General features: G+C 47.3%; 17 protein-coding genes. 10 read left to right on the forward strand and 7 right to left on the reverse strand.

Annotated features, from left to right (window positions below):
• The first annotated feature begins 32 nt into the window (after positions 1–32).
• On the forward strand, positions 33–1,589 hold the full coding sequence (locus RCO84_RS04045; protein ID WP_317583998.1) for an IS1182 family transposase: 1,557 nt from the start codon (positions 33–35) through the stop codon (positions 1,587–1,589).
• Between the two features lie 254 nt (positions 1,590–1,843).
• On the opposite strand, the gene RCO84_RS04050 is transcribed toward RCO84_RS04045, so the two are convergent.
• From RCO84_RS04050 to RCO84_RS04060, 3 genes are all read right to left on the reverse strand, one after another.
• Positions 1,844–3,256, reverse strand: a complete 1,413-nt coding sequence (locus tag RCO84_RS04050) for an NAD(P)/FAD-dependent oxidoreductase (protein WP_287819862.1) — start codon at positions 3,254–3,256, stop codon at positions 1,844–1,846.
• A 150-nt stretch (positions 3,257–3,406) separates the two neighbouring features.
• Entirely contained in the window at positions 3,407–3,865 is a 459-nt protein-coding gene (locus RCO84_RS04055) for a LexA family protein (RefSeq protein WP_264900391.1), read from the reverse strand.
• 53 nt (positions 3,866–3,918) lie between these two features.
• A complete protein-coding gene (locus RCO84_RS04060) occupies positions 3,919–5,304 on the reverse strand; it encodes a Y-family DNA polymerase (RefSeq protein ID WP_317584000.1) in 1,386 nt (461 codons plus the stop codon).
• Between the two features lie 170 nt (positions 5,305–5,474).
• Between RCO84_RS04060 and RCO84_RS04065 the strand changes: the two genes are divergently transcribed.
• Together RCO84_RS04065 and RCO84_RS04070 are read left to right on the forward strand one after the other, a co-directional pair.
• Positions 5,475–5,996, forward strand: coding sequence for a nitroreductase family protein (locus RCO84_RS04065; RefSeq protein ID WP_287838454.1), 522 nt, complete (start codon positions 5,475–5,477; stop codon positions 5,994–5,996).
• Between the two features lie 35 nt (positions 5,997–6,031).
• Entirely contained in the window at positions 6,032–8,218 is a 2,187-nt protein-coding gene (locus RCO84_RS04070) for a helix-turn-helix domain-containing protein (protein WP_317584005.1), read from the forward strand.
• A gap of 72 nt (positions 8,219–8,290) precedes the next feature.
• Here RCO84_RS04070 and RCO84_RS04075 read toward each other — a convergent pair whose 3' ends face one another.
• The 3 genes from RCO84_RS04075 to RCO84_RS04085 form a co-directional block, all read right to left on the reverse strand.
• Positions 8,291–9,469 (reverse strand): MalY/PatB family protein, encoded by a 1,179-nt coding sequence (locus RCO84_RS04075; RefSeq protein WP_317584008.1) that lies wholly within the window; start codon positions 9,467–9,469, stop codon positions 8,291–8,293.
• 33 nt (positions 9,470–9,502) lie between these two features.
• Complete coding sequence (locus RCO84_RS04080) at positions 9,503–10,687, reverse strand: PLP-dependent aspartate aminotransferase family protein (protein ID WP_287862270.1); 1,185 nt, start codon at positions 10,685–10,687, stop codon at positions 9,503–9,505.
• 147 nt (positions 10,688–10,834) lie between these two features.
• Positions 10,835–13,087, reverse strand: a complete 2,253-nt coding sequence (locus RCO84_RS04085) for an outer membrane beta-barrel family protein (RefSeq protein ID WP_317584010.1) — start codon at positions 13,085–13,087, stop codon at positions 10,835–10,837.
• A gap of 287 nt (positions 13,088–13,374) precedes the next feature.
• Between RCO84_RS04085 and RCO84_RS04090 the strand changes: the two genes are divergently transcribed.
• On the forward strand, positions 13,375–15,924 hold the full coding sequence (locus RCO84_RS04090; protein ID WP_317584012.1) for a S9 family peptidase: 2,550 nt from the start codon (positions 13,375–13,377) through the stop codon (positions 15,922–15,924).
• Between the two features lie 102 nt (positions 15,925–16,026).
• On the opposite strand, the gene RCO84_RS04095 is transcribed toward RCO84_RS04090, so the two are convergent.
• Positions 16,027–17,199 (reverse strand): MFS transporter, encoded by a 1,173-nt coding sequence (locus RCO84_RS04095; RefSeq protein ID WP_317584013.1) that lies wholly within the window; start codon positions 17,197–17,199, stop codon positions 16,027–16,029.
• A gap of 424 nt (positions 17,200–17,623) precedes the next feature.
• On the opposite strand from RCO84_RS04095, the gene RCO84_RS04100 reads away from it, so the two are divergent.
• From RCO84_RS04100 to RCO84_RS04125, 6 genes are all read left to right on the forward strand, one after another.
• Entirely contained in the window at positions 17,624–17,794 is a 171-nt protein-coding gene (locus RCO84_RS04100; RefSeq protein WP_186292214.1) for a PG1828 family lipoprotein, read from the forward strand.
• A 130-nt stretch (positions 17,795–17,924) separates the two neighbouring features.
• Positions 17,925–19,331 carry a tRNA (N(6)-L-threonylcarbamoyladenosine(37)-C(2))-methylthiotransferase MtaB gene (gene mtaB / locus RCO84_RS04105; RefSeq protein ID WP_317584016.1) on the forward strand — a complete coding sequence of 469 codons (1,407 nt, stop codon included), beginning with the start codon at positions 17,925–17,927 and terminating at the stop codon, positions 19,329–19,331.
• Between the two features lie 88 nt (positions 19,332–19,419).
• On the forward strand, positions 19,420–20,304 hold the full coding sequence (locus RCO84_RS04110) for a TIGR01212 family radical SAM protein (RefSeq protein WP_118191749.1): 885 nt from the start codon (positions 19,420–19,422) through the stop codon (positions 20,302–20,304).
• 2 nt (positions 20,305–20,306) lie between these two features.
• On the forward strand, positions 20,307–21,323 hold the full coding sequence (locus tag RCO84_RS04115; protein ID WP_022122032.1) for a glycosyltransferase family 2 protein: 1,017 nt from the start codon (positions 20,307–20,309) through the stop codon (positions 21,321–21,323).
• Positions 21,324–21,355: 32 nt separating this feature from the next.
• A complete protein-coding gene (locus RCO84_RS04120; RefSeq protein ID WP_317584020.1) occupies positions 21,356–22,603 on the forward strand; it encodes a DUF4861 domain-containing protein in 1,248 nt (415 codons plus the stop codon).
• A gap of 220 nt (positions 22,604–22,823) precedes the next feature.
• On the forward strand, positions 22,824–23,642 hold the full coding sequence (locus RCO84_RS04125; RefSeq protein WP_144151635.1) for a gliding motility protein GldB-related protein: 819 nt from the start codon (positions 22,824–22,826) through the stop codon (positions 23,640–23,642).
• Positions 23,643–23,644: the final 2 nt, after the last annotated feature.

Here is a 23,644-nt window from a genome sequence, read left to right on the forward strand (position 1 = left end):
GATTTGTATCTTTGCAGAAAACTTCTTTAAGTATGGCAAAGATACAAATAAAATCTGAAACTCGGCACGAATTGAGCTTTTTTCCTAACTCTTTCGATGATTATGTGCCAAAAGACAGCAAAGTTCGTATGGTGGATCGTATTGTTCGCAGTATGGACATCAACCCTCTCATGGATACCTATGATGGGATTGGTGCTCCTCCTTACAGTCCGAAGATGCTTCTAAGTTTAGTTGTTTTTGCCTATATCAATGGCGTTTATTCCTGTCGTGGCATAGCGGACGCACTTAAATACGATGTTCGCTATATGTGGATTTGTGGAGGCAAGCGACTGTCTTTCGCGACCATCAACCGCTTTAGAACCAATCATATGATAAAGTGCATCGACTTCTATTTTGATGCAGTCGTCTCCATATTGGCTGAAAAGGGCGTGATTAGTCTGGAGGAACAATATGTTGATGGCACTAAGATAGAGTCGAAAGCAAACAAGTACACGTTTGTATGGAAGAAGACCGTGGAAAAGAACAGGGCTAAGCTCTTGGAAAAGACATCTGCTGCATTGGCTCAGATAAAAGAACAAATTCGCCTGAATGGCGGGAGTGACATTAGGGAAGAAGACAGCGAGCCAGCCACTTCCGCCAAGGATGTAGAGAGAAGTGCACGTTTGTGTGAGAGGCAAGTGAAGAACCTTCCTAAGGCAAAGCTTACAGGAAGAGAGAAGCAAAAGCTAAATACTCAGATAGATCACTTGTTCAAAGCCTCGGACAAACTGTGCGAGTATGAAAAATCACTGGATATACTGGGCGAGAGAAACAGTTACTCCAAGACTGATCCCGATGCGACCTTCATGCGCCTCAAGGAAGATGCCATGAACAATGGGCAGACAAAGCCTGCCTATAACCTTCAAATTGCGACAGAGAATCAATATTGGACGAATTTCGCCCTTTATCCCAATCCAACAGACACCCTGACCTTCAAGTCTTTTTTGGATAAGTACAAGAAAAGATATGGAAAGCAATCCAAGAGCGTCACCGCAGACTCAGGGTATGGCTCGGAGGAGAACTACGAGTACCTAGAGATGGAAGAGATGATGGGTTATGTAAAGTACAACTGGTTTCACAAGGAACAGCATAAGCCTTTCAAGGAGGATGCCTTCAACCAAGCGAACTTCTACTACAACAGGGATGATGACTATTATGTCTGCCCCATGGGACAACACATGGAACCTTGTGGACAACGGCAAACGAAAAGTGACTCCGGCTATGTGTCTGTCATTACATTATATAGAGCACAACGATGTGATGGATGTCCGCTTGGAAGTCTCTGCAAGAAATCCAAAGGCAACAGAACCATATATGTCAACCATAAACTGAATGCATATAAAAAGGAAGCCTTCCTGCTACTAACGTCTGAAGAGGGCTTGAAACACAGAAGCCAGCGACCGATAGAGCCGGAAGCTGTATTTGGGCAGATGAAGGCAGATATGCATTATAAGCGATTCAGGCATTTCGGAAAGGATAAAGTTTACATGGACATAGGGTTGTTCGGTATAGGATTCAATTTGAAGAAATATTTGGGGATAAAACGATAAAACTCAATTTGGACAGTTTTACCGTCTGGGACAATTATGCCCTTTTGTGAGCTTTGGGGCTGTTTTGTTATCGATAAAACAAGAAAAGTAAAGTTTCTATACAATATAATAAGATTCCCTTTGTGAAGAAAGACTACGATTCAACTAGAATATATAGAAACACACAAAAAAAAGGGTGCGTCACAGACTTATGACACACCCTCCTCTTTCTATTTCTTTATCTTAAGCTTTTAAACTTAATCTATCTCCTTATCTTAAGCTTCCTCTTCCTCTTCTTCATTCTCCAGCAAGTCGGTGCCGAGGTGAGTGGTCTGCTCACGCTTCAATCGGTCGCGCACCTCTTTTGGCTTGGTGGCGTAGGTAATCATTCGGATAGAATCGTTGTAGCTCACGTACTTCCAGAGCCAGTTGAGCAATACCATTACCTTGTTCTTTACGCCGAGGATGGAGCGGAGGTGAACCACCAGCCACAATACCCAGGCAAAGAAGCCCTGGCTGTGGAACTTGCCAAGTTCTACTACAGCCTTGTGTCTTCCGATGGTAGCCATAGAACCCAGGTTCTTGTAGCGGAATGGCTTGAGCTGCTGGTCGATGTTTTGGGCTGAAGAACCAGGATGCTTCTCATTCTCCTCATCTGCCTTCGCAATCTTCTGGATATTCTTAGCCAGGAGTGCTGCCTGCTGAATGGCTACCTGAGCCAACTGTGGATGACCGCCAGGATAAGCTGGGTCTGTGGTCTGGATACACTGGTCGCCGATGGCGAAGAGACCGTCCATGCCAGGGATGCGGTTGAACTCATCTACCACGATTCGGAAACCACGACCCAGATGGTCGCCATCAATACCCGTGATAGGCTGTGCCTTTACACCGGATACCCAGAGGAAGGTGCGGGTAGGAATCTCCTGACCATCCTTCATCAGTACCTTATGGTCTTTATAGTCGGTTACCATCTTGCCAAACTGTACATCCACACCCATGCTTGTGAGGAAATCGTATGCTTTCTTGGAAGAATCCTTTGACATTCCGGCGAGCAGTCTGTCGCCCGCTTCCAGGAGATAGATGTGCATCAGAGAGGAGTCCATATCCGGATAATCGTAAGGAATCACGTAGCGCTTCATTTCAGAGAGGGCTCCGGCTATCTCCACACCTGTGGCACCACCGCCTACAATCACCACGTTCAGAAGTTCCTGTCGCTCTGCTTCCGTAGCACAGGTCAGCGCACGCTCCAGGTTACTCAGCACGGCGTTGCGCAATCCCATTGCCTCAGAAACGGTCTTCATCGGAATCGCCCACTTCTCGATGTTGGCATTGCCATAGAAATTGGTAGTAGTTCCTGCTGCGAACACCAGGTAATCGTACTCTATCTTACCGATGGAAGTCTGCAGAATCTTCTTGTCTGGGAATACGGCTCTCGCCTCTGCCATGCGGAAGTAGAAGTTCTTGCGCTTGCGGAAAATCTGGCGGAAAGGGAAGGAGATGGAACTTGGATCGATACCTGCTGAGGCAATCTGATAGATAAGTGGAGGGAACTGATGGAAATTGTTCTTATCAATCAACACCACCTGCAGGTTTGCCTTGCTCAGGTCTTCAGCCAAGCGAAGGCCACCGAGTCCGCCACCTACAATCACTACTCTCTTCAACTGATTTCTCTTGATATTAATGCTCATAACTACTGCTGTTTTTACATATTAATTACATATATTTGCTGAAAATTCTGTGCCCTATAAGGCGTAATGCCTGGTTCTCGCTGAAAATTCGACTGCAAAGGTACAACTTTTTTATGAGGTGGCAAAGGAAGATGAGTAGAAAAAGATGAATTATTCTGCAATTTGATGAATCACATAGGTAACCACGCCCCAAATCATGAATCGGTTGGTTTCATCTACCCGGATAGGAGAGAAGTTCTTGTTCCATGGAATGAGCCAGCCGAAGGTGCCGCTCTCATCCATCTTGAATTGTTTGATGGTGAATTCGCCATCTACGAAGGCGATGACGAAATTGCCGTTTGAGGGTTCTATCTGCCGGTCAACTACAGCGAGATCACCGTCCAGAATGCCTGCATCCTGCATGCTGTCGCCAGATATGCGCACGTAGAAGGTGGCCTCACGATGGCGAACCAGAATATCGTTGAGGTCTATCTCTCCCTCCATATAGTCTTGTACCGGCGAAGGGAAGCCGGCTTTTACGCTTTGCTCTGCCAGCGGAATAGGCATCTTGGCTCCGAATTCCGCAGGGTGAAATGTCAGTTTTATCTTGTTATCGTTATTCTTATTCATCTTGTATTTCTTAATTTATGGAGCTCATTTTTAGAATGGGCTTATTCTGCCTCTCATTGAGTTTTTACTTTCAGAATATCATGGATGTTCGTGGTAAACTGCTTCGACATGTACTCGCGTTTCAGGTCGAATCGGCAGTCTGTGCCTTGTATGGCCTGGCGTATGGTGCCATAACCATTCTTCCGGTTGATGGCGTCGATAGCCTCCATCAGCTTTTTTTGCTTGCTTCGGTCGATGGGATCGAAGAGGTCTTGCTGGCGAGGATGGTCGGGTGAGATTTGCCACAGGATAACGCCAGCTTTCTTGAAGTGAAACGACATGTCGGGGCAATCGGGCCTGCTGTCTGCCATCGGTTTCGGGTATTTAGCCCGGAGAATGCTGAGGGCAGCACCTACTATTTCTTCCTGCGCATTAGTGGCGATGGGCAGGGTAAGGGAATCGTGGATGGTGTATTCAGGCACATGCTCGTTAAAACGGGAAGTCCATGCGAACACTGTGATGCCCTGACATACGCTACCTTGTCTCCTTAATTTTTCTGTACAACGTACAGCGAAATTAGCCACGGCTTCTTCTATCACATTTTTGTCGGTAATGCCCTCGTTGGCAAAACTCCTGCTGGTGCAGATGCTCTTCTTCTGCGGCAATTCCTCGATGCTGATGCAGCTTTCGCCATTCAGTTCTTTCCATGTTCTTAGGGTGGTGATATTGAAATGGCTGCGGACCCAACTTTCTTTCTTGTCGGCAAACTGTGCGGCGGTCCTGATGCCCATATAATCGAGCTTTCTGGCTATCTGTCTGCCTATTCCCCATATATCTTCTATGGGGAAGAGAGACAGCGCCTTGTGTCTCCGTTCATCCGTGTCGATGAGGCAGCAGCCTTGGAAGCCCTTGTAATTCTTGGCGAATTTAGAGCCGATTTTCGACAATGTCTTCGTTTCTGCAATGCCTACGGATATCGGGATTCCAATAGCCCGAAGTACATCTGCCGATATTTTGGAGCCATAGCGATGGAGCAGGCTGTCGGGCTTTTCTGACAGCTCGTCTATTGTCATTTTATTGAACAAAGTAGGATGGTTTTCCGCATGCTCCCGAAAGAAAACTTTCGCCATTGATTCGTCTGCCTCGAAGAAACTCTCATCGATAGAGTATTGGTCGATGCGTGGGGAATAATGGGATAGCATCGACATCACGCGGTTGGAGAGCGAACCGTAGAGCGTATAGTTGCTCGAGAAGATAGCCACTCCTTCAGCCTCCAGTTTTTCCTTCACCTGATAGAAGGGGTCGCCCATCTTATAGCCCAATGCCTTGGCTTCTTCAGAGCGTGCGATGACGCACCCGTCGTTGTTGCTCAATACAATCACGGGCTTTCCTATCAGGTCGGGGCGAAACACTCGCTCGCACGAACAGTAGAAGTTGTTGCAGTCTGCCAGTCCTATCATATCTTATCATTAACACCTCTTGTTATCACCAGAAATCCTGGTATGATGTGCAAAAATACAAAAAATAATCCGAAACGATAGTTTTTCATCCAAGTTTTTTTGTCGTTTCGGGATTTATTCTTACCTTTGTGGTCATAAGCTAGTATTGAAACATTATAAAACTGAACGATATGAATGATAAGAATAACATGTTGGCATTGAGCCAGGAGCGTTTTTCGGCTCGCAAGTTTACTCCGGAGGCGGTGAGCCAGGAGGATCTGGATTATATCATGGAGTGTGTGCGCCTGGCACCATCGGCAGTGAACAGGCAGCCTTGGCGCTGGCTCATTGTGCGCTCAGAAGAGGCGAAGAAGAAACTGCAGGATTGCTACGACCGCGAATGGTTCAAGACGGCTCCTATATATATTATAGGTATGAAAAACGTGAATGAGAACTGGATGCGCAGATATGATGAGAAACCGCATGGCGATATTGATGTGGCGATAGCGGCAGAGCATCTCTGTCTGGCTGCCACCGAAAAGGGACTGGGCACCTGCTGGGTTTGCAATTACGATACGGCGAAGATGCAGCAGTTCTTTCCGCGTGAGGGCTATGAGGCGGTGGTCGTCATCCCTGTAGGTCATATTGCCGAAGACTGTCCACGCGCTGAGAAGAAGCGTAAGGAGATGAGCGAAATCACGGAAGAAATCTAGTTCTGATATAAAATCTGGTACAAAAAAGAATCTGTATGGAAATGAACGAAGAATCCATCCTGGCATGGAATATCATAGAAAAGACAAATGCCAACCTCTTCCTTACCGGAAAGGCGGGCACAGGTAAGACGACCTTCCTCAAGCGATTGAAAGAACTGTCGCCCAAACGAATGATTGTGCTTGCTCCTACGGGCATTGCAGCCATCAACGCCGGAGGAATGACCATCCATTCGTTCTTCCAGCTTCCCTTCTCGCCATACGTGCCGGGCACGACCTTTGGCAGCGGCGAACAGAAACGCTATCAGTTCAGCAAGCTCAAGCGCAATATCATCCGCAGTATCGACCTGCTCGTTATCGACGAAATCAGTATGGTGCGCAGCGATCTGCTCGATGCTGTAGATTCTGTGCTTCGCCAGTATCGCAAGCGCCATGATTTGCCTTTCGGTGGTGTGCAGCTCCTGATGATAGGCGATTTGCAGCAGCTGGCACCCGTGGTTACGCCACAGGAAGAGCATCTGCTGGGGCAGCATTATGATACTCCTTTCTTCTTCAGCAGCAATGCTCTGAAGCAGGTGGGTTATCTCACCATCGAACTTAAAAAGGTGTACAGGCAGCAGGATGAACAGTTTATCTCGCTGCTCAACCAGATTAGAGAGAACAATGCTTCTGAAGCTACGCTGCAGGCTCTGAACCAGCGCTATATTCCAAATTTTGTACCACCAAAGGAGGGCAATTATATCAGGCTTACCACCCATAATGCACCTGCCCAGTATATCAACGAACAGCAGCTTGCTGCCTTGCCTGCGCAGTCATTTTCTTTTACAGCAGATATAGAGGGCGATTTCCCAGAAACATCTTATCCGGCCGATTTCAAACTCACATTGAAGCCGGGAGCACAGGTGATGTTCATCAAGAACGACCCGCAGCACCGTTTTTATAATGGTATGATAGGTGAGGTGATAGGGGTTAGGACCGATGAAGACGGCAGCAAGATTACCGTTCGCAGTAAGGATTCGGGCGAGGAGTTTGACCTGGAGAAAATGGAGTGGACCAATGCGAAATATACGCTGAACGAGAAAACCAAGGAGATAGAGGAGACGGTGGAAGGAAAATTCATGCAGTATCCTCTGCGTCTGGCGTGGGCGATAACTATCCACAAGAGTCAGGGACTTACTTTCGAACATGCCATCATCGATGCTTCTCATTCTTTTACCCATGGTCAGACCTATGTGGCGCTGAGCCGCTGCAAGGCTTTGGAGGGCATGGTGCTCAGTCAGCCGCTTTCTCGCGGAGCCATTATCAGCAGTCAGACGGTGGATGCATTCACCAGCCAGCTTGCTGCGCCTAGTCAGGAGCAAATTAGCAGTCTGGAGCTGCAATACATCATTTATTGCATCAGCGAGCTCTTCGATTTTTATTCCATCAGAGCCAGCTATGAGCATCTGATGCGCTGCCTGGTAGAGTTTTTTAATGGTAAATATCCGCGCGTGGTAAGCGAGTATCAGAAGCTGCAGGTGGTGCTGAAGAGTCTGATAGCCGTATCGGATAAATTCCGTGTGCAGTATACGGGTATGCTTGCCCGAAATCCTGATGTAAGACAGGCTGAGCTGCAAGACCGTATTCATAAGGGAGCTATGTATTTTCTTGACAAAATCGGCATTCTGAGTGATTTAATCAGAAAGTCGAATCTTGATACAGACAACAAGGTGGCTAGGAAACAGTTTGAAGACCGCTTCTCTGTTTTCTCAGAGGATGTAAAATTAAAAGAACGGCTTTTGAAGTACGAATGTAGTGCAGAATTCACGGTAACAGATTATCTGAAAAAGAAGGCGCAGTTCTTGCTGTTGGATGCAGATGCCTCATCAGATAGCGGTTCGGGCAGAAAGTCAAGGAGACAGAAGAAACCGAATGAACCGAAGGTGCCGAAAGTCGCATCGAAGGAGGTAAGTTATGATTTCTATATGCAGGGAATGACGGTAGATCAGATTGCTGCTAAGCGGGGTTATACCAAAGGTACCATTATTGGTCATCTTACTCCTTATGTGAAAGAAGGAAAGATTGGACTGCGGGCGTTGATTTCAAGTGCTCATGAAAAGAAAATCCGTGATTTCATGAAGGCTCATCCTGAATTGGAGCATTTTAGCGAAATAAAGGAAGCTTTGGGAGCTGGTATTGATTATTACGAAATCAAACTGGTTCATGATTTGATGGAGGGGGAATAAAGGTTTTCTTCCACCATATTATAATAATAGCCGTAACTATATTTGCAGTAGTTACGGCTATTTTTTTTAAAATTATCTAGAGAGTTGGCTCACAGCCTCTTCCAGCTGCTGTAAAGCCTGTTTGATAACACTTCTTGGTGCGGCTACATTCAATCGCATGAATCCTTCTCCGCCAGGACCGAACATCTCTCCATCATTCAATGCCAGATGCGCCTTGTCGATGAATAGGTCGAGAAGTGCATCGTGAGAAAGATGCAGATCACGGCAGTTGAGCCATACGAGGAAGGAAGCCTGTGGACGCAAAGGGCGAATGCCCGGAATATGTTCACGGCAGTAATCTTCTACGAACCGGATATTGTCCTCAATATAAGCAAGCATCGTTTTGCGCCATTCTTCTCCCTTTCGGAAGGCTGCGATAGTGGCGATAGGAGCAAAGAGGGTTGGTTCATCCAACTCGTTTGCGCTTAACCATTTATAAAACTTATTCCGAATATCTTCGTTTGGAATAATGGCGTAGCTGCTCACGATTCCTGCAATATTAAAGGTTTTGGAAGGAGCCTGGAAGGTGATGCTGATATTGCGTGCCTTGTCTGAAACCGAAGCAAACGGGATGTGCTTGTGTCCGAAGAGCGCCATATCCGCGTGAATCTCATCGCTGATAACGAGCAGATGGTGCTCATAGCAGAAGTCGGCAAGCTGCTGCAGGGTTTCCTTGCTCCAGGTAATACCGCCCGGATTATGAGGATTGCAGAGAATGAGAATCTTGCATTTCTCATCGCAAACCTTCTCGAGATTTTCGAAGTCCATCTCGTAATATCCGTCTTCCCTCATCTTCAGCGGATTGAAGACCACCTCTCTGCCATTACCCTCTGGGGTGAGGCGGAATGGGTGATAAACGGGTGGCTGGATGATGACTTTTTCGTCAGGCTGGGTGAAGACATTCACCACGAGTCCGATGCCTTTAACAATACCTGGAATGAATCTTATCCACTCTCGCTTCACATCCCACTGGTGGTGGTCGCGAACCCAATCGATGATGCTAGGAAGGTAATCTTCCGGCTCCATCGTGTAGCCGAAAAGAGAGTGCTCCAGACGTGCCTTGAGGGCATCTGTAATGAAAGATGGGGTCTCGAAATCCATATCTGCTACCCAGAGTGGCAGCAAATCATCTCGCCCCCAACGAGGCAACAGGGCGCCATGCTTCAGGTCGTCGCTGCCCGAACGGTCTATGACTTTATCGAAATTGTACATTTTACTTTGAGCCTATTAACTATAAACTGTCAATTATAAACTATCAACCGCCTGCTTGATGTCTTCGAAGAGATCATCCATATCTTCCAAGCCGATGCTCAATCGGATAGTGGTGTCTTTCACGTCCATCGACTTGCGCATGCTCTCAGAGAATGCTCCGAAGATGGTGCTTGCCGGATGGATGGCGAGCGAACGGTTGTCGAAGAGGTTGGTGGCGCGATGGATGAGCTTCAGATTGTTCAGAAAACTGAAGCAGGCTTCCTTGCTCTCCAGGTCGATGCAGATCATGGCTCCCGCAGTTTTTCCAAACTGGCGCTGCGCCAACTCGTGATAAGGATTATCCTCCAGACCAACATAGTTTACATATTTTATCTGAGGCAGAGAGCGCAGCTTCTTGGCAAGCTCCAAGGCATTGCTGCTCTGCACACGATAGCGAGCATCGAGCGTTTCAAGTCCGATGGTTTGCATATAAGCCACCTGTGGAGTCATATAGGCTCCGAAATTGAAGAGCATTTCTCCATAGAGACGCTTGGCGAAATCGCCGTTGTAAGGAGTTCCGTAGTCGATAACCAGACCGCCGAGCGAAGTAGCACCGCCGCTTACATATTTAGAGCTGGAAACCACCTCAATATCTACTCCCAGACTCTTAGCCGAGAACTGTGTGAAAGGAATCACGGTAGAATCCACCACCAAAGGTACATTTTTTTCATGTGCCACTTCCGAGATGGCTTTCAGATCGGCAACCTCCAGCTGTGGGTTGGTCAGGATTTCGAGAAATACGCAGCAGGTGTCATCATCAATGGCTTCGCGCACGGCTTCGATGTTGGTCAAATCGCGCAAACGCACCTTTACACCAAAACGGCGCAGAGTGGCTACAAGCAGGGCATAAGTATTGCCGAAGAGATGCTTGGATGTAACAATATTTTTGCCTTGTGCTGCCAGCGCCATGAGGGTGTTGCTGATGGCCGCCATTCCTGAGTTGAAGGCGGTGGCATGAGCAGCATCGGTAAGGGCTGCCACACGGCGCTCCAGGTTGGTCACCGTAGGGTTCTCTACGCGCGAATAATCTGGAGCCTTGATCTTGTCGGTGAATGCTTCAGCCATGACGGCAGCATTGTCGAATTCGTAGGCAAGGGTGTTATATACTGGCACGCTCAGCGAGTCGTATGCATCGCGGCGCTCATATTCCAAATGAATAGCTTGAGTCTGTTTCTTCATTATTCTGTTATTTTATGTGATGTTTTTGCGTGCAAAAGTACAAAAAAGAAATCAAATAGACAATAAATCGCATAAAAAAACGAGTTGCAGATGCGATATTTTTGCACTGCAACCCGTTGGAGAGAGATTCCTATTGATTATGTCCTGTTATTTGTCTTCCTGCTGGCTGTTCATTCCACCTGTCTGAATGCCCTGCTTTTCTTCCTGGAAATCATTCTTGATGTTGGATTTCACCTTTTGGAATTGCTTCTTGGTGTTGCCGAATTTCCAGGTGAGTGTGAGGCTGAACTGGCGCAGAGGCACCTTTACCGTCATATTCTGTACATAGTCTGAACCCACGGTTTTCTGCTTGATGTTGAGCTTGTCATCGGTTGGTGTGAGGAACATCAGACTCAAGTCCAGCTTATCCTTGACGATGGATTTGGAGAGGGTGGAGTAGAAGAATGACATTCCGCTCTGATAGCCTTGCAGGTTGTGCTGTTTGCTCTGAATGATACTTCCTACTGTCCATTGCAACTCCCAAGGAAGTGTCTGTTGCAGATTGATCATCGTACTGCTGTTCCAGCCATGATTCTTCCATCCCAATACTTCACTTCGCAAATCATTGTAGCTCAGACTCTCGTTCAGCATCAATCTCGTCTTCTTGAACACCAGCCAGTTGGCAAAGATATTCAAACTGGCGTTGTGGGTTTTCGAAACATTGCCGTAGGTGGTGTTGAGCAGGTTGTCTGCATCGATGAACGAATACTGCTCTATCTTGTTGTTGCAGAGTTCATAGCCCAGAGTTGTACTCAGAATGAAGCGTGGATTGTAATAATTAAATACCATGTTCACCTGATGCGACTTCACTACGTCGAGGTCTGTATTACCATAGCTAATGGCGGTAGGATTACTGCGGTCAACATAAGGGTTAAGGTAGGTAATTCCCGGACGGGTGATGCGCATGCTGTAGTTCACACCGAGATTCATGCCTGGAGCGATGGCGTAAGAGATGCTGGCGCTCGGTACGAGATTGCCGTAATCTTTATCAAAATCATCACCCTTACCCTGTTCAAACTTCACTTTCTCCCAGGTCTGTTCGTATCGGGTTCCCAGCATGGTTCCTATCTTTCCGAAGTTTCCCTTCCATTCAGCATAGGCTGCAAGAATGTTCTGGGTGTTCTTATACTCCATACTGTTGGCAGGGTTCAGCGTCTCAGTTTTATCTGCCGCCACATCGTAGTAGCGTGAATCGCTTCTGTTGATGCGGGCTATGTATTTGGCTCCGAAATTCAGGCGCTGGGTGGCGCTGAGCGAATGGGAAAAATCTGCCTGGAAAGTATGTTCAGTGCCTCGGGTCTTACTTTTGGAGAGCAGATCGTTGAGCTGGAGAGCCGTCACATGGCTGATGTCGTCGTAGAACGTATAGTTGTCTGTATGAGATGGGTTGGTACTGAATAGATAGCTGAGAATGAGGTAGTTCGTGCGCTCCTTGTTGAAAAATCGCTGATAATCGATGCTTCCGTTGAAGGAGGTATTGCCCAGATTCTGTTTCATCTCATTGCCGTATTCGAATCCTTTGCCGTAGATTCCGCCTGTCATCTTTGTGAGTGGATGACCTGTAATCTTCTGGTTGAAGGTGGTCAGTCCTGCAGTAGCGCTGATGTTGCTCAGTGAATCAAGTTCGTAGCTCAGACTGATGTTGCCCATGGAGAACGGTTGCTTCATATCCGAATTCTGATAGTAGTTCATCGTGCTTCCATCCTTCTGGATTCGGTCGAAGGAGATGGTGGTTCCATTCATGCGCTGATGATTGTACATTCCGTTGGCACTATAGGTGAGCTTGCCCTGCTGACCGCTGATGAAGGCGGAGATGCGCTGTGCCTGGTTGCCGGCAGCTGCACTGATATTGCCATTATAGCCATTGCTGAAGTCGTTGCCTCCGGCTCCATTCACAGCTTGCTTGTTAAGTACGATGTTGAGCACACCGCCCGTACCTTCAGCATCATATTTGGCTCCCGGGTTGGTGATTACTTCTATGTTTTTTACCATAGTTGCCGGCATTGCCTTGAAAATCTGCGAAGGGTTGGCAGAGAACATCGGATTCGGCTTTCCATCCACATACACTTTGAAACTGGATGAACCGTTCACGGTGATATTGTCCTGTCCATCCACCGTAACCATCGGCACCTTGCGCAGCATGTCGAGAACGGTAGAGGCCTTGGCGTCAGCATCCTGCTGCACGTTGTAGGTCATCTTGTCGGTCTCCATTTTTACCAGCGGTTTCGAGGCAACCACGGTAACGCTTGCCAGGTCGAAGTCCTTCCATATCGAGTCGTTTTTCTCGACATCGCTCTGTGCGAAACTTTCGAGTGAGCAGACGAGCAGGGTGCTCATCAATATCAATGATTTCTGTTTCATGTTCTTTTCCTTTCTTTTTCTTATGTTAATGCTATCTTTTTCTTATTCTTTTTAAGTTCATGCGCCTTTCTATTGTAGATTGGCGATGCAAAGATAAGGTGTTTTCTTGAAACAGCAATGAATGGGAGAGGGGTTTAACCCAACAATAACCTACTGTCTCATCCGATTAACTTAAAGATAACATTTGTATGGAAAAAATGCAGCAAAAAAAGCAAATTGTAATAGAAACATTCGTTTATATCGAATTTTATTTGTAATTTCGCACCAAACTCAAAATAAGGATATTTATGAATAAACTGATTCTGAAAACAACAAAAAGCGGATTGCTGGCAGCTGCCCTGATGGCTTCAATCTCTGCCAGTGCCGAAACCATAGAGGTGAAAACGCTGAAATATGCAGGCCCCTATGCCGTAGCACAGCCTTGGATGGCTGACAGTGTGAACATCAAAGGCGAAGTGTTCGACCTTAAGCAGCTGCTCGATTCGCCGCTGTCTTTCACCTTATTAAACAAGGGTAAGGAGGTGAGTGCAGCCCAACTCCTTGCCGACAAGCAGGATGCGCTCCATCTGGCTTCTTTCTGCGTTTCTAACACCCAGCGTACCAAAGCAACCATCGCGGTAGAAGGATTGGAGCAATACCGCCTGTTTGTAGACGGCGGACAGGTAGAGGTGAACGGCGATAAGGCTGAAACCATCCTGACTCCTTCGCAGCATACGGTTGTCATCAAATATCTTACCCGGAAGAATGCATCTTCTGATAAGAAATCTCTTAAGTTGACCGTAACCGCAGCCAACGGCGCTCCGCTTTCTGTAGGCGATGCGACAGCCAAGCGCGCCTATAACATCTATGATGTGATTTGTGCGCCCAACTATCCGAGTGTTTCTATCTCACCAAACGGAAAGTTTATCGTTGTTCGGAAAACCTGGGTAGATAGAAAAGGTAATAACCATAGCATTAGTGAATTGCGCAACTCTCAGACTAACAGAGTGATGGCTACATTTGAGGAGAGTGTAAAATGGATGCCTTCAAGCAATAAACTGTATTTCACCCAGAAGGCGAGCGACAGCAGTATTGCTGGAGAAGAAAAGCAGGATGGCACATTGCAGCTCATCACCATCAATCCGCTGACGATGGAGCGCGAAGTGCTGGCAAGCAATCTTCCTGAAGGCTGGTTCCAGTTTACACCCGATGAAAAAACGCTTATCTATACGCTCACTACTGAAGGCAGAAAAAAGGATCCGCAAGTATATGATGTAAAAGAACCGGAAGACAGACAGCCTGGTTGGCGCGAACGCAGCAATTTGGCTAAATACGACCTTGCATCGGGCATTCTCCAGCCGCTTACCTTCGGTTACCACAACATCTATCTGATGGATATTTCTGCCGATTCGCGTTATCTGCTGATAGGAAAGGGAGAGGAGCGACTCACCAAGCGTCCTACAACCCTGACATCATTCTACCGCCTGGATTTGGGCAGTATGAATGCTTCTGGAGCCACAACGCCAAAGGTAGAAACCCTGATAGAAAAGGGCGAATTTCTGAACAGCGCCCAGTTCTCGCCAGATGGCAAGAGCATTCTCGTGAGCGCTTCGCCGGAAGCTTTCAACGGCATTGGAAAGAATGTGGAAGAAGGACAGACACCTAGCATGATCGATACCCAGCTATATCTGATGACCTTGTCGGATAAGAAGGTTCGTCCGCTGACCAAGGATTTCAATCCGAACGTGCAGAGTGTGAATTGGAGTAAGGCAGATGGAAACATCTATTTTACAGCCGAAGATAAAGACTGCGTGTACCTCTTCCAGCTCAATCCGAAATCGGGCAAGTTTACGCTTCTCAAGACTCCTGAAGAGTACATCAAGAGTTTCTCGCTTGCATCTTCTGCAGCAGAAATGGCTTTCTCCGGTCAGAGTGCATCCAATGCCGACCGACTCTACAAGATGAATACTAAGGCACAGAAGGCTCTGCTGGTGGATGATCTCAGTGCCCGACTGCTGAAGGACATCGAGCTGGGCGACTGCAAGGCATGGAACTATGTGAACTCTCGTGGCGATACACTCTGCTGCCGTTACTATCTGCCACCTCATTTTGATGCTGCCAAGAAGTATCCGATGATAGTGAATTATTATGGCGGATGCAGTCCTACGAGCCGCATGTTCCAGAGCCGTTATCCTCATCATGTTTATGCGGCAATGGGCTATGTAGTGCTGGTTGTGAATCCTAGTGGAGCCACCGGATTCGGTCAGAAATTCTCTGCCCGCCATGTAGATACGGCAGGCGAGGGAGTGGCTGAAGACATCATCTCCAGCACCCAGGCTTTCTGCGATGAGCATGCTTTCGTAAACCGCAAGAAGATTGGCTGCATCGGTGCAAGCTACGGCGGATTCATGACTCAGTATCTTCAGACCAAGACCGACCTCTTTGCAGCCGCCATCTCTCATGCAGGCATCAGCGACCATACCAGCTATTGGGGTGAGGGCTATTGGGGCTACAGCTACAGCGAAGTTTCTATGGCGAACGAATTTCCTTGGACCAACAAGCATCTCTTTGTAGATCAGAGTCCGCTCTATAATGCCGACAAGATTCATACTCCGCTGCTGTTTGTTCACGGTACGGCAGATAATAATGTGCCTGTTGGCGAGAGTATCCAGCTCTATACGGCTCTGAAACTCCTTGGCCGTCCTACGGCGATGGTATTGGTAGATGGTCAGGATCATCACATCATCGACTACGAGAAGCGACTGAAATGGCAGAACACCATCTTTGCCTGGTTTGCCAAGTGGTTGCAGGATGATGCTTCCTGGTGGACGGAAATGTATGGTGATGAAAAGATGTAGTTGAAGCTTCGGCAGAAATGCCGGCTTCAGTCTTTATCAAAATAAGAAAAGAGATTATGTTCCTGTAAGTCGGGAATATAATCTCTTTTCTTTTTTATATGTTTATTTCTTGCAGTTTAGCGTGATAAGCAGAGAAATCATGGCGAAGGCGATTCCTACGATGCAGACGCCTAGCCAGTCGGCTTGCGTCCAGACGTAACCGGCACAGAAAGTGCCTAGCGAACCACCGATGAAATAGCTGGTCATGAAGATGGTGTTGGCGCGGTTGGAAGCCTGCGGAATCTCCTGCAGACAACCACTCTGATTGCTGAGCTGCTGACATTGCAGACCGATGTCAACCAGGATGATGGCTGCGATGAGTCCGGCGTAAGTGTCGCCGAAAAGCAAGGCTATTGCCCAGGCGATGATCTGCATTCCTGCTCCGAACAGATTGAATTTTCGAATGCCAAACCTAGGAATCAGTTTTCCCACACCACTGGCAGCAACGGCTCCCATGATTCCGCAAAGTCCGAGCATTCCTACCATATCACTTCCTGCGCTGAAAGGTGGCTGCGCCAGATGGAACGCCAGACAAGACCATATTGCCATCATACTGCCGAACCCGAAGGCTGCACGGATGGAATAGATGCGGATAGAAGGATGGAAAACAAAAATTTCTGCTATCGTGGTCATCAGCCCTCTGTAGGTTCCAACATAGTTGCGCTTCATTTCAGGCATCATCAGCAGCATGATTCCCATGCAAACCACCATCACGAAAGCAGCTATGATAAACATCTCCCGCCATCCCAGCCATTCGCCGATGTAACCGCTGATTACTCGTGAGGCAAGAATGCCCGTCAGCAGTCCGGAGAGTACAATGCCCATATTCCTGCTCTTGTTCTTGGGTTCCGAAAACTGTCCGGCTATCGGAATGAAGAACTGCGGAATCACCGAACAGGCGCCAATCAGCAGTGAAGCTCCCCAGAGCATCCATACGTTTTGCGCTGCAGCCATCACGATAGCCATCAATGCAGCAATGGTCATATTGACAAGGATGAGTTTCTTGCGCGAAAGCATGTCGCCCAAGGGGATGAGGAAGAATAAGCCCAGCGCATAACCTATCTGGGTAATGACGGTGATGAGGTTAGCCTTCTGCTCGGTAATATCCAGGTCGTGGCGGATGAGTTCGAGAAGCGGCTGATTGTAGTAGCAGTTGGCCACGGTGAGTCCTGCGACGATAGCCATCATCAGGAGAATGCTGCGGGGAATGCCCTGATTTTCTTTTAGCTGTATCATTTTCTGTCTGTTTGTTTCTTTGTTTTGAGTGCAAAGTTACGAAAAAATTCCCGGCAATCAAAGTTTTTGGGGACGATTTCTTGGGAAAATCTTCTTCCTCAGGCAGAAAAACTTTCTGTTCTTTCCCTCGCGCGCGTACCTTATTATATGTATATAGTGCTGCTCTGAAGAGGTGTTGGCGCGCACTCTTGTTACGCTAAAAAACACCGAAAAGTGTTAAAATTAGGCTGTTTTCGAGCACATCAAAAACTTTAACCTTTGTTAGCACTTTGTAAGTGATTGATTTATAGCGATTTGTAATTTTGTTACAAAATCACCTAAAAAAAAGTCGCAAAAAAAAGAACAACGTATCAAAAAAATGCTTACCTTTGCATCGTTCAAAAGAACAAATGATTGTTTTACAGATTTTAAAAAAGCAAAGAAAATGAAGAAATTAGTTTTTATGTTCGTAGCTATCGCAGCTATCTCTTTCGCATCATGTGGTAACAAAACAGCTAAGAATACAGCTTCTGCTGATTCTGACACAGCTCAGGTAGATACAACTGCTGCTGACACTGCTGCTGCTGATACAGCTGCTGCTGATTCTGCTAAGTAATTTGAAATTACTTGCGAACGAAAAAATGAGAGAAACAACCGCTGGACTTCGGTCTAGCGGCTTTTTCGTTTTATAGAGACTATGTTTCATTTTTTTAGGTTACCTTTTAGAATATTAGGAAAGATAATTTATGATAGATTCAAGTGCCTTTCAAGGTAAAAAGGCAGCTTACTATACGCTAGGCTGCAAACTCAACTTCTCTGAAACTTCCACTTTTGGCAAAATGCTCGAAGATATGGGCGTCATTACTGCTAAAAAGGGGGAGAAAGCTGATATTTGTCTGATTAACACCTGCTCGGTAACAGAAGTTGCCGATCATAAATGCCGTCAGGCTATCCACCGGATGGTGAGAAACAATCCGGGTGCATTCATTATCGTGACGGGCTGTTATGCGCAGCTCGAATCTGAGAATGTCAGCAAGATAGAGGGTGTAGACCTCGTGTTGGGTGCTAACGAGAAGGCGCACTTGATTCAATATCTCAGCGATGCATGGGCGCAGAAATTTGCTCAGGAAAACGGATTGACTGCTCAGACCCCTCAGAACGGCGATGCAGAAACCTCTCAGAACGGCGATGCGGCGGCTCTTCATCAGCATTATAGCGTGAAGACGAAGGAAATCAAGACCTTCCAGCCTTCTTGCTCGCGTGGCAACCGTACCCGTTATTTCCTGAAGGTGCAGGACGGCTGCAATTATTATTGCACCTATTGCACTATTCCATTTGCCCGAGGCAATTCGCGCAACCCGAGCATCCAGTCGCTTGTGGCTCAATGTGAGCAGGCGGCTGCTGAAGGCGGTAAGGAAATCGTCATTACCGGTGTGAATATCGGAGATTTCGGTCAGACTACCCACGAGCGATTCATCGATCTTGTCAAGGCGATGGATCAGGTAGAAGGAATCAAGCGTTACCGCATCTCGAGTCTGGAGCCTGATCTCTGTGATGATGATCTCATAGAGTATTGTGCCCAGAGCCGTGCCTTTATGCCTCATTTCCATATTCCTCTGCAGAGCGGAAGCGATGAGGTGCTCAAGCTGATGCACCGTCGTTACGACAAGGCGCTCTTTGCCCACAAGGTGAATCTTATCAAGGAGAAAATGCCTGATGCGTTTATCGGTGTTGATGTGATGGTGGGCTGTCGCGGCGAAACTCTGGAGTGTTTTGAAGAATGCTATGAGTTCCTGAAGAGTCTGCCTGTTACCCAGCTTCACGTCTTCCCTTATTCTGAGCGTCCGGGCACGGCTGCCTTGAAGATTCCGTATGTGGTTGACGAGAAGGAGAAGAAGAAGCGCTCCAAGCGACTGTTGGAGTTGAGCGATCAGAAGACGCAGGAATTCTATGCCCAATACATCGGTACTGAGGCTGAGGTTCTCTTCGAAAAGGCGCCAAGAGGCAAGGCAATGCATGGATTCACCAAGAACTATATCCGCGTAGAACTTTCGCCGGCTCTCGCCAAGGAAGAATACGACAACCAGCTCATTAAGGTTCGCCTGGGTGATTTCAATCACGATAAGACGGCGCTGAAGGCAGAGCTTCTTTAGTTGATAGTTAATAGTTAATAGTTTATAGTTTATAGTAAAAAGGGCTAATCATAAAGTTCAATGTTCAAAGCTCAAAGTTCAAAGTCCAATGTATTACAACGATTTTGGAACATGGATCCGGAAGCAGTTTCCTGATTTCCGTGTTCAGAAGATTTCGATAGACGCGGGATTCTCCTGTCCTAACAGGGATGGGAGGATTTCGAGTGGCGGATGTACGTATTGCGACAACCGCACCTTCAATCCGAGCTATTGCGACCGGAAAAAGTCGATTACTGAACAGCTGGAGGAGGGAAAGGCTTTCTTCAGCAGAAAGTATCCTGATATGAAATATCTGGCTTATTTCCAGGCTTATACCAATACATACGCCAGGGTGGAGCAACTGAGGCAGATGTATGAAGAGGCTCTTGAGGTGGAAGATGTGGTGGGAATCGTTATCGGAACCCGTCCGGATTGTGTGAGCGATGAATTGCTCGATTATCTGGAAGAACTGAACCGCCGAACCTTCGTGCTGGTGGAATATGGCATTGAGAGTGCCAATGATGAGACCTTGAAACGCATCAACCGTGGACATGATTTTGCCTGTTGCCGTAGTGCCGTGGAGCGTACTCATGCCAGGGGAATCCTTACGGGCGGCCACATCATCATCGGTTTGCCGGGAGAAGATGCGGAAGAAAGTCTGCGCCAGGCTCCTCTCATCTCTTCCTTGCCGCTTGATATTCTCAAGATTCATCAGATGCAGATTATCAGGGGCACCCGGCTGGCACAGGAATATGCTGAGCACCCCTTCCATGTTTACACGGTAGAGGAATATATTGATGTCATCGTGAAATACATCCGTCTGCTCAGAAAGGATTTAGTGCTGGAGCGCTTCGTCAGTCAGTCGCCCAAAGAACTGCTGGTTGCTCCCAAATGGGGACTCAAGAACTATGAGTTTACCAATCTCCTGAATAACAGATTAAAGAGTTTACAATAAATATGGCAAAAGTAGCAATCGTTATATTAAACTGGAATGGTCAGAAGATGCTGGCAAAGTATCTTCCGAATGTCATCGAATATTCCCGTCAGGATGCTGAAATATGGGTGGCAGACAATTCTTCTTCTGATGGTTCGATGCACCTTCTGGAGACTCAGTTTCCTCAGGTGAAGACCATCGTGCTGGAGCAGAATTTCGGCTTTGCTGAAGGCTATAACCGTGCCTTGAAGCAGATAGATGCAGAATATTACGTGCTCCTGAATAGCGATGTGGAGGTTTCGCATCATTGGCTTACACCGCTCATCGAGTTTATGGATTCGCATCAGCAGGTGGCTGCCTGTCAGCCTAAGTTGCTTGCGGAATACGATAAGGACAGTTTTGAGTATGCTGGCGCTTGCGGCGGATTCCTCGACAAATACGGCTATCCGTTCTGTCGCGGCCGCATCTTTGATACGGTAGAGCGCGATAACGGGCAGTATGATTACCAGCAGGAAATCTTGTGGGCTACGGGTGCCTGTATGATGATCCGCTCAAAGGATTATTGGACTGCCGGCGGTTTAGACGGCCGTTTCTTTGCCCATAATGAAGAGATAGATCTTTGCTGGCGCTTGCGCCTGATGGGCAGAAAAATCTACTGCATTCCTGAGAGTGAGGTTTATCATGTGGGGGGTGGAACCCTGCCGAAAAGCAATCCGATGAAGACTTATCTGAATTTTAGAAATAATTTAACCATGCTTTATAAGAATCTGAGTGATACGGAGTTGACTCATGTAATGCGTATGCGTAGATTCCTGGATTACCTTGCTGCTTTCGAGACATTGGTTCTGAATCGCAACTGGGGTGACTTCAAGGCCATCTTCAAGGCGCGCAGGGCTTTCAAGGCATGGAAACATGAGTTTGACGAAGATCGCAGAAAGATACAGGCGGGTAGGGTGAAGGAGGAGATTCCGCAGGTTTACAATCTCTCTATCATCTGGCAATATTACGCCAAGGGCAAGAAACTCTTCTCGCAGTTGTAGACTATTCATAAACAAACTTAAAAATAAAATCTATGAAGAAAAAACAAATGATGATGGCGCTGGTTTCGCTGATGGTTCTGTCAGCCCAGGCGCAGGCTAATTTCCAGGTGTCGGTTTCCAATCCTTCCAAGGTGGCAAGAACCGATGCTCCGGTGGTGGTAGATCTCTGCAAGTTGGGAGCTATTGGCGACATTCAGCGCGCTGTAGTAACCGTTGACGGCAAGGAGATTCCTTCACAGCTCGATGACACCAACCGCGATTGTACCAACGATGAACTCTGTTTCCTTGCCGATTTGGGCAAGAAAGAAACCAAGACCTATCAGGTGCATCTCTATCGTGAGGGCGAGCAGGCACAGTATCCGGCTCGTACCTTTGCAGAACTCTGTTTGCCAAGCAAAAACAGGAAGCTGGCTAAGAACAGGCAGGATATTTATCTGCGCAGCATCTCGTTTGATAAGAAGACCAAGGACCCTTATCACTACGTCCATTCTCATGGCATCTGCTTCGAAAGTGAACTGATTGCCATGCGTGTTTATTTCGACCATCGTCAGACCATCGACCTTTATGGCAAAATCAACAAGGGGCTGGTGATTCAGGATACACAGTTCTATCCTTCAGAAGAGCAGATTCAGGCTGGTTCGGGCGATGATTGCCTCTGGGTTGGCAATACCTACGGACTGGGTGCGCTCCGTGGCTGGGACGGTAAAGACCAGGTGCTGTTCAACAACGTGAAATACCAGGAGCAGCGCGTCATTTCAGAAGGTCCGCTCCGTGCCATCGTCGAGGTAGTGGATAAGGGTTGGGTTCCAGCTCCGGGCTTGCAGCCTGTCAATGCCACCATCCGCTACACCATCTATGCCGGTCATCGCGATTTCGACGTAGATGTATTCTTCAACAAGGATGTTTCTGATTATCAGTTTGCTACAGGACTCATCAACGTAAAGGGTTCCAGCGAATTTGCTGATGGCAAGGGATTGCGAGGCTGTTACGGCAGCGACTGGCCAACAGGCAAGGACGATGGAAAGCACAAGCTGGAGACCGTAGGCTTGGGCATTTATGTGCCACAGTCAGCCCTGGTAAGTCAGCAGCCAGCCAATAAGGATTGCTATACTCAGGTGGTGAAACCTGCAGGCAGCCAGCTCAGTTATAAGCTTGCTTATACCAGTGCCAACGAAACCTATGGCTTCAAGGGCGAGAAGGAGTGGTATGAGTGGTTGAAAGCCTGGAAGAAGCAGATAGAAGAGCCTGTTCAGGTTTCAGTTTCTGTCATGATCCGATAAGCAGTTTCTTTTATCATCTGATAAGCAGAAAAACTGCGCAAATAGCCAGCAATGAGCAAAAAAGCCTTACGTTTTGCTCATTGCTGGCTATTTTTCAAACAAATCTAAGAGAAAAACCCATTTTTTTTGCGAATGCGTATGATTTTTTAGCAAAAAAGCTTGGTAATTTAAATAATTTTTAGTATTTTTGCAGTCGTAACTCGAAGATTTGTAAATTATCGTGAAAAGGTTTTTAAATTATATAGTCATATTAGCAATCGTGCTTCTCAGTTCGGCCTGCGAATTTAAGTTCAAGCCGAACGAGGAAGGAGAGGCTGTGCCCCTGTCGGTACAGCGTTACGACCGATTGGAAAGCAGATATCTTACTACCGGTGATTTCTCAGCCCTGCAGCAGATGAACACCGATTACCCGATAGAAACCCGTACGCTGATAGAGAAAATGCTCCAGCTTGGCACCATTACCGACGCCAATATCAGCAACCGTTTCCTCATGTTCTATCAGGATTCTACCCTGCAGGCGCTTATCGCCGATGCTGAGGCAGAATTTGCCAATATGGAAGACATCAACGAGCAGTTGAAAACTGCCTTCTCGCGTCTGAACAGTTGGATTCCGGAGCTCCAGCAGCCTTGTTTCTATGCCCAGATTGGTGCTCTCGACCAGAGCATCGTAGTAGGACAGCACTCAGTAGGAATTTCGCTCGATAAATACATGGGCGAAAACTATCCGCTCTACAAGAAGTTCTATACACCGCAGCAGCGCAGCACCATGTCGCGCCAGTATATTGTGCCTGATTGCCTTACCTTCTATCTGCTGAGCATCTATCCGATGGATCAGTTCGACACCCGTCCGCAGCTCGACCGCGATCTGCACATGGGCAAGATTATGTGGGCTGTCAACAAGGCGATGGGCAAGGAGATTTTCAAGACCAAGTATGTGAATACAATCAACGCTTATGTAAAGCGCAACCCTAAAGTAACGGTAAAACAACTGCTCAAGGACGAAGATTATTCGCCTATTGAGGCATTACATAAAGATTAACA

The organism is Segatella copri, from assembly GCF_949820605.1.
In the GTDB taxonomy this organism is placed as follows: Bacteria; Bacteroidota; Bacteroidia; order Bacteroidales; family Bacteroidaceae; genus Prevotella.